The sequence below is a fragment of the Pantoea phosphatilytica genome, assembly GCF_051025615.1.
Taxonomy (GTDB): Bacteria; Pseudomonadota; Gammaproteobacteria; order Enterobacterales; family Enterobacteriaceae; genus Pantoea.
This window is the reverse complement of the sequence record NZ_JBPFDF010000003.1, coordinates 356,985-371,023: the sequence shown is the minus strand read 5'-3', so window position 1 is coordinate 371,023 and position 14,039 is coordinate 356,985. Positions and strand designations below refer to the sequence as shown.

Genomic DNA, 14,039 nt, shown 5'->3' with positions numbered 1-14,039 from the left:
TGCTCCTTATGCTGTTTTGCGGCCAAATGCCGGGCGCTTGCGATCAAATGTCCAGCCCGGGACCAGATACTGCATTGCCGTTGCATCGTTACGCGCCCCGGCGGGCAGAGCGTGATAAAGCTGGCTGGCTTTCTTCACCTGATCCCAGTCAAGTTCGACACCCAGACCCGGTGCCTCCGGCACGGCAATCTTGCCGTTGCGAATCTGCAGCGGATTTTTCGTCAGGCGCTGGTCGCCCTCCTGCCAGATCCAGTGTGTATCAATCGCCGTCGGGTTGCCCGGCGCGGCGGCGCCGACATGGGTAAACATCGCCAGCGAAATATCGAAATGATTGTTGGAGTGGCAGCCCCAGGTCAGCCCCCACTCATCGCACAGCTGAGCCACACGGACCGCCCCACTGAGCGTCCAGAAGTGGGGATCGGCCAGCGGAATATCGACCGCATTCAGCATCACCGCGTGGTTCATCTCACGCCAGTTGGTGGCGATCATGTTGGTGGCGACCGGCAGACCGGTGGCGCGCCGGAACTCCGCCATTACTTCACGTCCCGAATAGCCCGCTTCCGCGCCGCAGGGATCTTCGGCGTAGCTCAGCACATCCTGCATCCCCTTGCAGAGTGCTATCGCCTCATCCAGCCGCCAGGCGCCGTTGGGATCGACCGTGATGCGGGCGTCGGGGAAGCGCTGTTTCAGCGCCGCCGCCGTCGCGATCTCCTGCTCACCCGGCAGCACGCCGCCCTTGAGCTTGAAGTCTCTGAAGCCATACTTATCCTGTGCCGCCTCGGCCAGCCTGACGACGGCCTCGCTGGTCAGCGCCTCCTGATGACGCAGGTGATACCAGTCGTGCGTAGCCTGCTCTCCTGACTGATAGGGCAGATCGGTTTTGCGGCGGTCGCCGAGATAGAACAGATAGCCCAGCACCCTGACCTCATCCCGCTGTTTGCCCGGCCCCAGCAGCTCGGCCACCGGCACGCCCAGGCATTGTCCCAGCAGGTCGAGCAGCGCCGCTTCCAGCGCAGCGACCGCATTGACCCGCAGCTCAAAAGTCCAGGCGCCGTTGCCAAAGGTAGTGAAATCAGCCGACTGATTGCCCTGATGGACCTGCTGCACCAGACGATTCATCCGGGCGATCTGCTGACCTTTTACCTGCGGAATGGCCGCCACCAGCGTCTGATAGATGGTGTCGCCGCCGGGCGCTTCACCGACGCCGGTGTGCCCGGCACTGTCGGTGAGCACCACCAGATTGCGGGTGAAGCAGGCGTTGTGTGCGCCACCAATGTTGAGCAGCATGCTGTCATAACCCGCGACCGGAATAACCTGCATCTCCGTGATTACCGGTGAGCTTTGTGTGTTCATGAGGCGTCCTTACAGGTCCAGGGTTTCAGTTCGACACGTCTGATATCACCGGCGATCACCAGGAAGCTGAATGCGGCGACAAAGGCATGAATACCGACGTAGAGCAGCGCCCCTTCAAAGGATCCGCTGGTGGCGATGATGTAGCCGATGGCGATAGGCGTCACGATGCCGGAGAAGTTACCGAACATATTGAACAGACCGCCGCTCAGGCCGCTGATCTCTTTCGGTGCCGTATCCGCCATCACCGCCCAGCCCAGCGCGCCAATGCCTTTGCCAAAGAACGCCAGTGCCATAAAGAACACCACCATCCATTCAGTGTCGGTGTAGTTACACATCACCATCGAAATAGAGAGCAGCATACCCAGCACGATGGGGGTTTTACGCGCAATATTCAGCGAGCCGGTTTTACGCATCAGCCAGTCGGAGATCACCCCGCCCAGCACGCCGCCGAGGAAGCCGCACACCGCCGGCACGGAGGCCACGAAGCCCGCTTTGAGGATCGACATGCCGCGCGCCTGCACCAGATAGACCGGGAACCAGGTGATAAAGAAGTAAGTTAAGGCGTTAACACAGTACTGACCGAGGTAGATCCCAACCATCATGCGCGAAGTGAGCAGCTGCTTGATCTGGAACCACTTTTCACCCCAGCTGACTTTGCGGGTCTCTTTTCTGGCGTCCATATTGATCAGAGCCCCGCCCTGCTCCATGTACTCCAGTTCCGCTTTATTGACGCCAGGGTGATCGTTGGGATCGTGGATCACTTTCAGCCAGATAAAACTGAGGATGATGCCCAGACCACCCATAAACCAGAACACATGCGCCCAGCCCACTTCGGAAACCAGCCAGCCCATGATGGGTGCGAAGATTACGGTGGCGAAGTATTGAGCCGAGTTGAAGATCGCCACCGCCGTGCCGCGCTCCTGCGCCGGAAACCAGGCTGCCACGATGCGACTGTTGCCGGGGAAGGAGGGCGCTTCGGCCAGACCGACCAGGAAACGCAGGATAAACAGCGACATAATGATGCCAAAGCCGCTGAAGATATCGACGAAGCCCTGCAGCAGGGTGAACAGCGACCAGGTGAAGATGCTCCAGAAATAGACCCGTTTTGAGCCGAAGCGGTCGAGCAGCCAGCCGCCCGGGATCTGACCGATCACATAGGCCCATGAGAAGGCAGAGAAGATGTAGCCGAGTCCGACTGAATCCAGGCCGATATCTTTCGACATCGCCGAACCGGCAATGGAAATGGTGGCGCGGTCACCGTAGTTGAATGAGGTGACGATAAACAACATCACCACAATCCAGTAGCGGGCATTGGTGCGTTTCTGCACCGTTTCCGCGGTCTGGCTGAAACTATTCATGATGCACTCCTGAAATATAGCGTGAGCTACATTCGCTCTGACTGCATACACATCGCGTTGGGTATCAGAGAGAAGTTGGGTTAAACACGGCGATCTTTTTGTTCTGGCAAACCTTTATTTATCCATCCGGCGTCTGGCGGGTGCGGCGAGATAAACGCTCTGCCGCCTTTTCCGGGTGGGTAATACGTCGTGACAGATAACCTGACTTTGGCTAACGGGACTCAGTATAAGAACAGCCTGCGGCCAGCACATTGGCGCATTGCCCTGGAATGGCGAAGGTGTTGAAGGGATTATCTTGCGAATGCACAAAAGCCTGCGGGATGGCTCACGAAAGCGCGTTTTTCCGGGTCGATCGGTGCCTCCGGCGACGCTTTCCCCTGCTGTTTGTGAGGGTCTTCACTTGCTTTTGGATAAGCGACCCAAAACGGCGGAAGGATTCGCCTTAATGGTGGACATTTGCACAATGCGCGCCCCGGCCCTGCTCCTTATACTAAAGCTGGCAAACCCCCGTGTGACAGGTCAAATCATTACAGCGTGCCGCATCACGCCGGCGCGACAGAGGCAAGGTAAGCGATGAATCTCAAAACAGATGAACGACCGCTCTATATCAAAGTCCATGAGCACGACAATGTGGCCATTGTGGTGAACAGTCTGGGTCTGCCCGCCGGAACCCGGTTTGCTGACGGGCTGACGCTGACGGAACATGTGCCCCAGGGCCACAAAGTGGCGCTGAGTGCGATTCGTCAGGGCGAGGCGATCCTGCGTTATGGCGAAGTGATTGGCTATGCCCTGCGGGATATCGCTCAGGGGAGCTGGATTGATGAGTCGCTGGTCGCACTGCCGGACGCCCCGCCGCTGGCAAGCCTGCCATTAGCCACGCAGGTACCGCCCGAGCTGCCGCCGCTGGAGGGCTATACCTTCGAGGGCTACCGCAATGCGGATGGCAGCGTCGGCACACGCAATCTGCTCGGCATCACAACCAGCGTTCACTGCGTGGCGGGCGTGGTCGATCATGTTGTACAGATTATCGAGCGGGAGCTGCTGCCGCGTTATCCCAATGTAGATGGCGTGGTTGCCCTGAATCACCTCTATGGTTGCGGCGTCGCGATCAACGCGCCTGCGGCGGTAGTGCCGATTCGCACCATTCACAACCTGGCGCTGAATGCGAATTTTGGCGGCGAAGTGATGGTCGTCGGCCTGGGCTGTGAGAAGTTACAGCCGGAGCGTCTGCTGACCGGCACCGCTGACGTGCAGGCGATCTCACTGGACGACAGGGACATCGTGCGTTTGCAGGATGAAAAGCTGGTGGGGTTCGGTGCGATGGTGCAGGAGATCCTGCAGGTCGCGGAGCGGCATCTCCAGCGGCTGAATCAGCGCCAGCGCGAAACCTGCCCTGCGGCTGATCTGATTGTCGGCATGCAGTGTGGCGGCAGCGATGCGTTCTCTGGCGTGACGGCCAACCCGGCGGTGGGCTTCGCCTCCGATCTGCTGGTGCGCTGTGGCGCGACGGTGATGTTCTCGGAAGTCACCGAAGTTCGCGATGCGATTCATCTGCTGACGCCGCGCGTCATTAATCAGGAGGTCGGTAAGCGCTTACTGGAGGAGATGGCCTGGTATGATGACTATCTCGACCAGGGGCAGACCGATCGCAGTGCTAACCCGTCGCCGGGCAATAAAAAGGGCGGGCTGGCCAACGTGGTGGAAAAGGCGCTTGGCTCAATCGCCAAGTCAGGCCGCAGCGCCATTGTCGAAGTGCTCTCCCCCGGTCAGCGACCTACGCGACGTGGATTAATCTATGCAGCGACCCCCGCCAGCGATTTTGTCTGCGGCACGCAGCAGCTGGCCTCCGGCATCACCCTGCAGGTCTTTACCACGGGCCGCGGAACGCCTTATGGTCTGGCAGCGATCCCGGTGATCAAGATGGCAACGCGAAATGCTCTGGCCGAACGCTGGCACGATCTGATGGATATCAATGCCGGGACGATTGCTACCGGTGAAGAGAGTATTGAACAGGTGGGCTGGCGACTGTTTGAACTGATCCTGGATATCGCCAGCGGCCGGAAGCAGACCTGGTCCGATCGCTGGGGGATCCGCAATCAGCTGGCGGTATTTAATCCGGCCCCGGTCACCTGATCCTATAGCGTCCGGGCCAGGCTTATCTGCGGGCCTTTCAGCCGCGATAAGCCTGGCGGCGGCGTCAGAGCTGTGCGCCCCAGGCCTCAACCCAGGGCGAGGTGACGGTTTCCGGCTCCGGATTTTCCGTGGCGTCCACCAGCAGTGTCTCACCGACCCGCTGTGCGCCCTGCTCCTGCAGCAGCGCATCGAAGGCTTTGCCCGCGCCACAAAAATGGTCATAGCTGCTGTCACCCAGCGCAATCACGCCATAGCGCAGCGCAGGCTGATGCCCCAGCTTATCTTTTATCGCGTGGAACAGCCCTGAAAGGGTGTCGGGGAAATCGCCCTGACCGGTGGTTGAGGTGATGATCAACGCTACATCGCTGGTATACGCCTGCCAGTCGGCCAGCGTCGGATCGTCAAACAGCGTCACGCTGTGACCCTGCTGCTGCAGAATCGGCTCCGCCTCTTCGGCCGCCAGCAGCGCATTGCCATATACCGTGCCTACAAAAATGCCAATCTTTGCCATCTGCTTTCTCCCTTATTCTGAAACCTTATCCTCGCCTGGCGCAGCGGCAAACTCAACCCGCGGCACCTCCGGCAGCGTATCCTGCCAGCCAAACTGGCTCATCAGATTCTGCCAGACGCTATCCAGCCCGGCGCGTATCAGCAAAGGTTCACCGGTTACCGGATGGGTCAGCGCCAGGCTGCTGGCGTGCAGCATCAGCCGGTTCGCGCCAAAGTGCTGCGCGGCGCCCCGGTTCTGCCGCAGATCGCCGTGCGCCGAATCGCCAATAATCGGATGGCGCAGGTGTGACATGTGGCGACGCAGCTGATGCTTGCGGCCGGTGCGGGGTGAGAGTTCGACCAGGCTATAACGCGAAGTGGGATAACGGCCAATGCCGACCGGCATCTCGGCGGTTGCCAGGGCCTGATAATCGGTGATCGCCGACTGGGCGGCAAGCGGTTCGCTGGCGTGCCTGTCCGCAATCCTGTCACGCTCTTCCACCAGCGGATAGTCGAGCGTCCCGCTGCTCTCCAGCCAGCCGCGCAGAACGGCGTGGTAAGTTTTCTGCATCTGATGCTGTTCAAACTGCTGGGACAGCAGCCGACCCACTTCGCTGGAGAGCCCCATCAGCAGCACGCCTGACGTCGGTTTATCCAGCCGATGCGCGGTAAAGACATGCTGGCCGATTTGATCGCGCACGGTCTGCATCACAAACACCGTTTCATGCCGATCCAGCCAGCTGCGATGAACCAGCCAGCCGCTGGGTTTGTTGACCGCCACCAGCCACTCATCCTGATAGACTATTTCCAGCATCAGTGAGCCGCATCCTGGAGTAGTAGATCGAGCTGACGCAGGGTCAGCAGCAGCGGCGCAATACCCGGCTGGTCAGGCATCAGCACCACTTCATAATAGGGGGCAACGGCAAAGTTCTGCGGTAACGGATGCCGCGCCGCAATCAGGGCATGCATCCGTGGGACCAGCACCCACTGGAGCCACTGCAGCGGCTCCAGCGTATCCATACAGAAGGGTTCACGGCTGTCGAGTGCGCCTTCCGGCGGCGGCGTACTCTGCCAGAGTTGATATTCACGCATCACCGCTTCCAGCTGTTCCAGCCGTTGCGTAATCAATTGTTCAGGCGTCATGCGCCACCTCCAGCAAGCCGTCAAAAATGGGCGGCAAGCATATCACTAGTTGGCACAGGCACAAAAAAAGGGAGCACTGTATAAACAGTGCTCCCGGTTCGTTTGCAGCTATCCCGCTACGTTAGTGCTCCCTGCTCTTCCATGACAACTTGTCCCGTGCGAACTCCTGTCGCGCATCGTCCTGATGTATCCTTAGCATCCTGGCCCACCACCTCTTCTGAGGGGCTCTCATTCTCCATCCTGGAGGTGTCCCTGACTCAATCCTGAGCGATCCTGTTTCATCCTGAAACCTTCCGTGTGCCGTAAGCTCCGTTACGTTCCTGCCTCATGGCTTATCATCGTCCTGACGAACCCGTTTCCTGAGCATCCTGCAGCGAGAAACATTTTGACAGAACGCGTAAAGCGCACAAGGGACTTATGGCAAAACTTTACGAAATGTGCGGTGCAAATTCAGATAATCGCCATTAAGTTTATGATTCACAATATTTTTACATTCTGGCCTACCGGATGTCTCATGAACGATATGGCGATCTCTTACAGTATATGTAAGAGATCTCGCACAAACGCAGCGGCAAATCACTGCGAGTCAGTTGATAACCGGTTGTAATGACTTAAGAAATATCTCAAGGCTTTCGGCTACTACGGTGCGCTGTTTACGCCCCGGCTGTTCCAGAATTACTTCGCCTGTCAGATTCGAGACCGAGACGATCTCCTCCTCTGAATCAGTGGTGGCAATAAACAGCGTCGGCGACTGTCTGAGACGGCGCTGCATCACCAGATGCCCAATCAGATTCTCCTGCAACCGCAGAAAATCCTCTTCACTCCAGACCTGTAACAGAGTCAGCGACTGCTCACCCAGCGTGGCCCGCATGTCGCCCGCCAGTTGCGTGGTGTAGAACGCCGTGATCGACGGCTGAAGCTGAAGATCGATGGCACGCTCAATGGCCTCCAGCGTGGGCGGCAGCGTGAACGGCTGCGGCTGCCAGAGGACCTGCTGCCCGCGATCTTCCAGCGCGCAGGGCGACGACACACCATAGAGATCGCTGCTGGCCGGTGCATGGCCGGTCTGCTGAAGCCAGTGCTGGCAGTAGCGCTGGGTAAAGTCGCGCAACGCGGCGGCAGTTTGCTGCATCATTCATATTCTCACTTCTGATGGGTTACACTTAGCCACTTTGATTAATTTTGGTGGTAACCGCAATGACTACTCACGAACAGGATCAGGCACTCAGCAACCTGACGCTGGGCAAACCCACAGCCTATCACGATCGCTATGACAATGGCTTACTGCAGGCGGTGCCGCGCAGCCTGAACCGTGAACCCCTTGGCCTGTTTCCCGACAGCCTGCCCTTCACCGGCGCCGATATCTGGACGCTGTATGAGCTGTCGTGGCTTAACAGCAAAGGGCTGCCGCAGGTCGCCGTGGGTGAAGTGGTGCTGGATGCGCAGAGCCGTAATCTTATCGAATCCAAGAGTTTCAAACTCTACCTGAACAGCTTCAACCAGACCCGCTTTGCCGACTGGGGTGAAGTCCGTCAGACGCTGGAGCGCGACCTGAGCGCCTGCGCAGAGGGAGAAGTGCAGGTTGCGCTGTTCCGGCTCAGTGAGGTGGAAGGACAGCCAATCGGGCACTTTGAGGGCCGCTGTATTGATGAGCAGGATATCACCATCGAGGATTATCGCTTCAATGCTGACTATCTCGCCAATGCCGCAGGCAGTGAAATCGTTGAAGAGACGCTGGTCAGTCATCTGCTCAAATCTAACTGCCTGATCACGAACCAGCCCGACTGGGGTTCGGTGATGATCCGCTACTCAGGCCCGCGCATCGATCGTGAGGCCCTGCTGCGCTACCTGATCTCATTCCGCCAGCACAATGAGTTCCATGAGCAGTGCGTCGAGCGCATCTTCAATGATGTGATGCGCTTCTGTCATCCGGACGCCCTGACGGTATATGCGCGCTACACGCGCCGGGGCGGGCTGGATATCAACCCGTGGCGCACCAATGTGCCCTTCACGCCCGGCTTTTCACGGCTGGTTCGTCAGTAGTTTGCGAGTTTTCTCGCAGGCTGCGTGATGCGCGCGCAGTTCCGCTTGAGCTGTGCGGGCTGACAAGGCTACTCTGGTGATGGCGGCAACCCATGGATGCCGCCCCGGGATTTTCGTCACTGCCGTTGCAGTGCCAACACGCACCCAGGCGGGTGTAAAGGAGCTCATTTGATTACCCACATCAGCCCTCTTGGCTCAATGGATCTGCTCTCGCAGCTGGAAGTCGATATGCTTAAGCGCACAGCCAGCAGCGACCTTTACCAGCTGTTTCGCAATTGCTCTCTGGCCGTGCTTAACTCCGGCAGCCAGACTGACAGCAGCCACGAACTGCTCTCCCGCTTTGAAAATTTCGACATCAATGTGCTGCGCCAGGAGCGCGGCGTTAAACTGGAGCTGATCAATCCGCCGGAAGAGGCGTTCGTGGATGGCCGCATTATCCGCTCGCTGCAGGCGAACCTGTTTGCCGTACTGCGTGACATCCTGTTTGTCAGCGGACAGCTCACCATGCCGGGGCGGCTTACCGCAGCCGAAGAGAACGATTCGGTCACGATCACTAACACCGTCTTTTCCATTCTGCGCAATGCGCGGGCACTGCATATCGGCGAAGATCCCAACACGGTGGTCTGCTGGGGCGGTCACTCCATCAACGCCGTTGAGTATCAGTACTGCCGCAACGTCGGAACGCAGCTCGGTCTGCGTGAACTGAACATCTGTACCGGCTGCGGGCCAGGTGTGATGGAAGCGCCAATGAAAGGGGCCGCGGTCGGCCATGCCCAGCAACGCTACCGTGACAGCCGCTTTATCGGCCTGACCGAACCTTCAATCATTGCCGCGGAACCACCAAACCCACTGGTGAACGAGCTGATCATCATGCCGGACATCGAAAAACGTCTGGAAGCGTTCGTACGCATCGCGCATGGCATCATCATTTTCCCGGGCGGCGTCGGCACCGCAGAAGAGCTGCTCTATCTGCTGGGCATCCTGATGAATCCGCAGAACAACGACCAGCTGCTGCCGCTGATTCTGACCGGCCCCGAAGAGAGCGCCGACTACTTCCGCGTGCTGGATGATTTCATCGTCAACACCCTGGGCGAACAGGCTCGTAAGCATTATCAGATCATCATCAACGATGCGGCGGAAGTGGCGCGTCTGATGAAGAAAGCGATGCCGCAGGTCAAAGAGAATCGTCGCGAAACCGGTGATGCGTATAGCTTTAACTGGTCGATTCGCATTGAACCCGATCTGCAGGTGCCGTTCCTTCCGACCCACGAGAATATGGCCAACCTTAATCTCTATACCAATCAGGCACCTGAAAAGCTGGCTGCCGACCTGCGTCGCGCCTTCTCAGGCATCGTCGCCGGTAACGTTAAAGAGATGGGGATCCGCGAGATCCGTGAAAAGGGCCGCTACAAGCTGCATGGCGATCCCGACATCATGCATCGGATGGATGAGCTGCTACAGGGATTTGTGGCGCAGCAACGTATGAAACTGCCCGGCACCGCCTACATCCCCTGCTACGAAATTATCAAATAAATCAGGAGGCAGCCTCCGGGCTGCCCATACGCTCATGGCTTTTCATCTTGTTATTATTGATGCCCTGAATCTGATTCGCCGTCTGCACGCGGTTCAGGGTTCGCCCTGCGTGGACGGCTGTGTGGCCGCGCTGCGTCAGGTGCTGGGTCACACGCGACCGACTCATGCGGTCGCCGTGTTTGATGGCGAAGCGCGTCATCAGGGCTGGCGTCATCAGCTGCTGCCCGATTACAAAAGCGGACGTCCCCCTATGCCTGATGACCTGCAGGCGGAAATTCCGGCGTTGCAGGAAGCGTTTCGCGTGGCCGGCGTCAGCTGCTGGATCGCCGGCGACGATGAGGCGGATGACCTCGCGGCCACGCTGGCGGTGAAAATGGCCCAGGCGGGACATCAGGCCACCATTGTTTCCACGGACAAAGGATACTGTCAGTTGCTGGCTCCCGACATCCGTATCCGCGACTACTTTCAGAAACGGTGGCTCGACCTGCCCTTTATCGAAGCGGAGTTTGGCGTGGCCCCGGAGCGACTGCCCGACTACTGGGGACTCTGCGGGATCAGCAGCAGTAAGATCCCGGGCATCGCCGGTATCGGCCCGAAAAGCGCGAAACAGCTGCTGGCAGAGTTTCACACGCTTGAGGGGATCTATCAGCAACTGGCGCGGGTGCCTGCAAAGTGGCGGGAAAAGATTGCGGAAGGTCAGCGGATAGCGGAGATCAGCCGCGAGGTCGCAACGCTGAAGCGGGATCTGGTGTTACAGGGAAACCTGAATACGCTGCGTTATACAGGCTGAGTGCGGCTGCACTCAGCCCGGTGATTAACGTTCGTCGCGACGACCACCCATCGCGGCCCAGATCCGGCGTACGTGCACCGTTACCTCTTCGCGGTCGTGATAGAGCTGGCGGGCGCGGATCTGCACGTTGATGCCCTCGCTATCAAAGCGTTCCTGCATCATCGCCAGATTCTGCGTCACCTCTTCGTAACGCTTCTTCATCGGCAGCTTCAGGTTGAAGATCGCCTCACGGCACCAGCCATTCACCAGCCAGTCGGTCATCAGGTTAGCCACGCGCACCGGCTTCTCCACCATGTCACACACCAGCCAGCTGATGTTGTTACGGGGTGGCCGGTATTTGAAGCCATCGGCCTTTTCGTGCATCACCTGGCCGGTATCCATCAGGCTCGGCGCCATTGGCCCGTTGTCCACCGCATAGACCATCATGCTGCGCTGAACCAGCTGATAGGTCCAGCCGCCCGGACAGGCCCCGAGATCCACCGCGTACATGCCGCTGGCTAAACGCTCATCCCATTCATCCTCCGGGATAAAGACGTGAAACGCCTCTTCCAGCTTCAGCGTGGAGCGACTTGGCGCATCGGCGGGGAACTTAAGCCGGGGGATCCCCATGTACAGCGGTGAACTGTTTTCGCGGAAGGAGTAGCCGACATAACAGGTGCCCGGCGCAATGAAGAACACATGCACCACCGGGCGTTTCGGGCTCTCATAATTGAGCAGGATCTTGCTTTCGCGCAGTGCGGCACGCAGCGGAACGGTGAACTTACGACAGAATTTCGTCAGCTCTTTGGCTTCGTTGGTGTCCGGCACCTCAACACGCAGCTCGCCCCCCTTCTCCACCACACCGGTCAGCATGCCGACAATCGGGGTGATTCGATCTTCCTGCGGCAGATCACGCAGCAGTTCGCCGACGACCAGCATCTGCCGGGCGAAAATCAGCTCATCAAACGGCAGTTCCCGCGCCAGGCGCTCGGCATCTTCGAACTGGTAGCACTCAAACAGCACATAACCGGCGTCATCTTTGACCCGTGGAAAGCCGTAGATCTCGCGTTCAGCGGCTCTGGCGCTGATCTCTGCTGCACACTCTTTTTCAAAACCGGGACGACAATAGAGTAAAACTTTATTCATGGCGTTCTGCCTTTCGTTTAAGACGCAGCGCGCCAATCAACATCAATACCCAACCGGCGAGGAAACAGACTCCGCCCACTGGCGTGATAAAAACCCAAAACTTCAGATGTGACAGCGCCAGACAGTAGAGGCTGCCACTGAACAACACGGTGCCGAGCGCCATCAGCGCACTGCTCCAGTAAAACCAGATATTAGCGCGACGTAACATCGCGGCTCCCAGCCCCATCACGGCTAAAGTGTGATAAGCCTGATATTCCAGCCCGGTATGGATCCAGGCCATTTCAGCTGCGCCAAGCGATCGACTCAGCACATGGGCACCAAATGCGCCAAACGCCACCAGCAGAAACCCGCTGATCGCGGCAAAAATAAACATGGCACGACTGGACATTCACCGTTCCTCTGGATGCTTTTGCATCATAATGCAATTAAATCAAGATGTTATTGTTGGTAACGAAAGCGGAATTTTTCTTGTTCTGTTGCGGCTTTTGCCAGGATCCACTGTCGGAAGGCGGCTATTTTACCCAGTTCTGCCTGACTGTCATGACAAACCAGATAAAAAGCGTTTTTACTGACCAGCACATCGTTAAACGGGCAGATTAAGCGCCCGGCCTCGATCTCGCTCTGCGCCATCACATTATTCGCCAGCGCCACCCCCTGACCATGAATCGCCGCCTGCAGCACCATCGCGCTGTGGCTGAAGATTGGCCCCTGCTGCACATTGATATGCTGCAGCCCCAGCTGACGAATATAGGATTGCCAGTCCCGCCGCGAGGCGTCATGCAGCAGGGTAAAGCGTGACAGATCCATCGGCGTTTTCAGCGGATTATCGCCGGTCATCAGCGTCGGGGAACAGACCGGCAGCAGATATTCGGCATAGAGTTTTTCGACCCGCAGTCCTGGCCAGTTACCGCGCCCATAGAAAATCGCCACATCGACATCGTCGGCCAGCTTCTCTTCATCGCGGTCCACGGCCTGGATGCGCACGTCGATTCCCGGATAAGCCATATTAAAGCTGGAGAGGCGAGGCACCAGCCACTGAATGGCGAAACTCGGCAGCAGACTGACGGTCAGTGCACCCTTGGCACTGCGCGCCTGCAGTTTGCGCGTCGCTTCATTAATGGCGGAGAAGATCTCTTTGATATCGAGATAGTAGCTTTGTCCTTCCTCGGTCAGTAACAGCGAACGATTCCTCCGGCGAAACAGCTTTAACCCCAGAAAATCCTCCAGAGATTTAATCTGATGGCTTACAGCAGCCTGGGTGACAAACAGCTCTTCAGCGGCTTTGGTAAAGCTTAAATGGCGTGCGGCTGCGTCAAAAACACGCAGTGCGTTAAGGGGAGGAAGGCGTTTCGACATGGTTTTCCGTATCCGGCGCGACGAAAAATACGCAGGCTTATACAAAGCGTTTACGTATTAGAATTTTTAATCCGAGGCATTATAATTTGTCCGTTGAGGAACCACCAGCAAATACCTATAGTTGCCGCACTTCCAGAGCCGGAACGAAAAGTTTTTAGATTTGTGAGTGAGTTCGCAGATTTTCTGAAAGCTTTTGGCTTGTGGTCGTGATGTTGTGTTTGCAATTTTTGATCCGACGATTGCGGATCGAACTCTTAATTCCTGTAGATTTACCCTGTCTGTCCATAGTGATTTTAAATAGCACCGCAAATTGCGGTGCTTTTTTTTTGCTCTTACTGGCCTGATTCAACCATTTCTTTGACGTCAGAGCGGTTGATCTGCTGCTCGTTGCCATTCGCATCTTTATAGCTGATCATACCGGTGTCATTATCGACCTTTGGCTTGCCGGCAGCCACGATAGTGCGGCCATCATTGGTATGCATAACGTAGTTGCTTGAACAGGCGCTCAGGGTGAAAGCCAGAGTACATACGGCCAGTACTGCGGTAAGTTTATTCATCTGCTATCTCCTTGTAGATTGATTGCATTAAACCGCCCGCGTTACGCTAATCAGAGGCAGCCGAAAAGTGAGATCGACTACGAAACGTTGCGTCGTTATGCGGGTCTGGTTTAAACCTTGCAATATTCAGCATAACGCGCTTTTTCAGCTTTGCCAGAC

At 57.5% G+C, this 14,039-nt stretch carries 14 protein-coding genes; 4 read left to right on the top strand and 10 right to left on the bottom strand.

Annotated features, from left to right (window positions below; genetic code table 11):
• Positions 1-6: 6 nt before the first annotated feature.
• On the bottom strand, positions 7-1,353 hold the full coding sequence (locus ACR6AS_RS14390) for an enolase C-terminal domain-like protein (protein ID WP_367395791.1): 1,347 nt from the start codon (positions 1,351-1,353) through the stop codon (positions 7-9).
• Entirely contained in the window at positions 1,350-2,711 is a 1,362-nt protein-coding gene (locus tag ACR6AS_RS14385; protein ID WP_434162616.1) for an MFS transporter, read from the bottom strand. The genes ACR6AS_RS14390 and ACR6AS_RS14385 overlap by 4 nt, the downstream gene beginning before the upstream one ends.
• Positions 2,712-3,284: 573 nt before the next feature.
• Between ACR6AS_RS14385 and garD the strand changes: the two genes are divergently transcribed.
• Positions 3,285-4,844 carry a galactarate dehydratase gene (gene garD, locus ACR6AS_RS14380; protein ID WP_111141905.1) on the top strand — a complete coding sequence of 520 codons (1,560 nt, stop codon included), beginning with the start codon at positions 3,285-3,287 and terminating at the stop codon, positions 4,842-4,844.
• A 64-nt stretch (positions 4,845-4,908) separates the two neighbouring features.
• Here garD and ACR6AS_RS14375 read toward each other — a convergent pair whose 3' ends face one another.
• The 4 genes from ACR6AS_RS14375 to syd all read right to left on the bottom strand — a co-directional run bounded on the left by ACR6AS_RS14375 (position 4,909) and on the right by syd (position 7,611).
• Positions 4,909-5,355, bottom strand: a complete 447-nt coding sequence (locus ACR6AS_RS14375) for a flavodoxin (RefSeq protein ID WP_111141907.1) — start codon at positions 5,353-5,355, stop codon at positions 4,909-4,911.
• A 12-nt stretch (positions 5,356-5,367) separates the two neighbouring features.
• Positions 5,368-6,147, bottom strand: a complete 780-nt coding sequence (truC, locus tag ACR6AS_RS14370; protein ID WP_111141909.1) for a tRNA pseudouridine(65) synthase TruC — start codon at positions 6,145-6,147, stop codon at positions 5,368-5,370.
• Positions 6,147-6,476, bottom strand: coding sequence for a YqcC family protein (locus ACR6AS_RS14365; protein ID WP_111141911.1), 330 nt, complete (start codon positions 6,474-6,476; stop codon positions 6,147-6,149). The genes truC and ACR6AS_RS14365 overlap by 1 nt, the downstream gene beginning before the upstream one ends.
• A gap of 586 nt (positions 6,477-7,062) precedes the next feature.
• Complete coding sequence (gene syd / locus ACR6AS_RS14360) at positions 7,063-7,611, bottom strand: SecY-interacting protein (protein WP_434162613.1); 549 nt, start codon at positions 7,609-7,611, stop codon at positions 7,063-7,065.
• A 62-nt stretch (positions 7,612-7,673) separates the two neighbouring features.
• Between syd and queF the strand changes: the two genes are divergently transcribed.
• The 3 genes from queF (at position 7,674) to xni (ending at position 10,842) form a co-directional block, all read left to right on the top strand.
• A complete protein-coding gene (gene queF / locus ACR6AS_RS14355; protein ID WP_111141915.1) occupies positions 7,674-8,519 on the top strand; it encodes an NADPH-dependent 7-cyano-7-deazaguanine reductase QueF in 846 nt (281 codons plus the stop codon).
• 168 nt (positions 8,520-8,687) lie between these two features.
• A complete protein-coding gene (ppnN, locus tag ACR6AS_RS14350; protein ID WP_111141917.1) occupies positions 8,688-10,052 on the top strand; it encodes a nucleotide 5'-monophosphate nucleosidase PpnN in 1,365 nt (454 codons plus the stop codon).
• Between the two features lie 34 nt (positions 10,053-10,086).
• Entirely contained in the window at positions 10,087-10,842 is a 756-nt protein-coding gene (xni, locus tag ACR6AS_RS14345; protein ID WP_111141919.1) for a flap endonuclease Xni, read from the top strand.
• Between the two features lie 24 nt (positions 10,843-10,866).
• Here xni and rlmM read toward each other — a convergent pair whose 3' ends face one another.
• The 4 genes from rlmM to ACR6AS_RS14325 all read right to left on the bottom strand — a co-directional run bounded on the left by rlmM (position 10,867) and on the right by ACR6AS_RS14325 (position 13,880).
• Positions 10,867-11,967, bottom strand: coding sequence for a 23S rRNA (cytidine(2498)-2'-O)-methyltransferase RlmM (gene rlmM / locus ACR6AS_RS14340; protein ID WP_434162611.1), 1,101 nt, complete (start codon positions 11,965-11,967; stop codon positions 10,867-10,869).
• Positions 11,960-12,355, bottom strand: coding sequence for a DUF423 domain-containing protein (locus ACR6AS_RS14335; protein WP_111141923.1), 396 nt, complete (start codon positions 12,353-12,355; stop codon positions 11,960-11,962). The genes rlmM and ACR6AS_RS14335 overlap by 8 nt, the downstream gene beginning before the upstream one ends.
• A gap of 50 nt (positions 12,356-12,405) precedes the next feature.
• Positions 12,406-13,323 carry a transcriptional regulator GcvA gene (locus ACR6AS_RS14330; protein ID WP_293770386.1) on the bottom strand — a complete coding sequence of 306 codons (918 nt, stop codon included), beginning with the start codon at positions 13,321-13,323 and terminating at the stop codon, positions 12,406-12,408.
• A gap of 332 nt (positions 13,324-13,655) precedes the next feature.
• Positions 13,656-13,880, bottom strand: coding sequence for a YgdI/YgdR family lipoprotein (locus tag ACR6AS_RS14325; protein ID WP_111140820.1), 225 nt, complete (start codon positions 13,878-13,880; stop codon positions 13,656-13,658).
• Positions 13,881-14,039: the final 159 nt, after the last annotated feature.

What these genes read in the sequence shown, in the direction of transcription:
- syd (WP_434162613.1), bottom strand. Translation starts at nt 7,611, where the DNA reads ATGATGCAGCAAACTGCCGCCGCGTTGCGCGACTTTACCCAGCGCTAC.
- queF (WP_111141915.1), top strand. Translation starts at nt 7,674, where the DNA reads ATGACTACTCACGAACAGGATCAGGCACTCAGCAACCTGACGCTGGGC.
- xni (WP_111141919.1), top strand. Translation starts at nt 10,087, where the DNA reads ATGGCTTTTCATCTTGTTATTATTGATGCCCTGAATCTGATTCGCCGT.
- ACR6AS_RS14375 (WP_111141907.1), bottom strand. Translation starts at nt 5,355, where the DNA reads ATGGCAAAGATTGGCATTTTTGTAGGCACGGTATATGGCAATGCGCTG.
- ACR6AS_RS14325 (WP_111140820.1), bottom strand. Translation starts at nt 13,880, where the DNA reads ATGAATAAACTTACCGCAGTACTGGCCGTATGTACTCTGGCTTTCACC.
- ACR6AS_RS14390 (WP_367395791.1), bottom strand. Translation starts at nt 1,353, where the DNA reads ATGAACACACAAAGCTCACCGGTAATCACGGAGATGCAGGTTATTCCG.
- ACR6AS_RS14385 (WP_434162616.1), bottom strand. Translation starts at nt 2,711, where the DNA reads ATGAATAGTTTCAGCCAGACCGCGGAAACGGTGCAGAAACGCACCAAT.
- truC (WP_111141909.1), bottom strand. Translation starts at nt 6,147, where the DNA reads ATGCTGGAAATAGTCTATCAGGATGAGTGGCTGGTGGCGGTCAACAAA.
- rlmM (WP_434162611.1), bottom strand. Translation starts at nt 11,967, where the DNA reads ATGAATAAAGTTTTACTCTATTGTCGTCCCGGTTTTGAAAAAGAGTGT.
- ACR6AS_RS14365 (WP_111141911.1), bottom strand. Translation starts at nt 6,476, where the DNA reads ATGACGCCTGAACAATTGATTACGCAACGGCTGGAACAGCTGGAAGCG.
- ACR6AS_RS14335 (WP_111141923.1), bottom strand. Translation starts at nt 12,355, where the DNA reads ATGTCCAGTCGTGCCATGTTTATTTTTGCCGCGATCAGCGGGTTTCTG.
- garD (WP_111141905.1), top strand. Translation starts at nt 3,285, where the DNA reads ATGAATCTCAAAACAGATGAACGACCGCTCTATATCAAAGTCCATGAG.
- ACR6AS_RS14330 (WP_293770386.1), bottom strand. Translation starts at nt 13,323, where the DNA reads ATGTCGAAACGCCTTCCTCCCCTTAACGCACTGCGTGTTTTTGACGCA.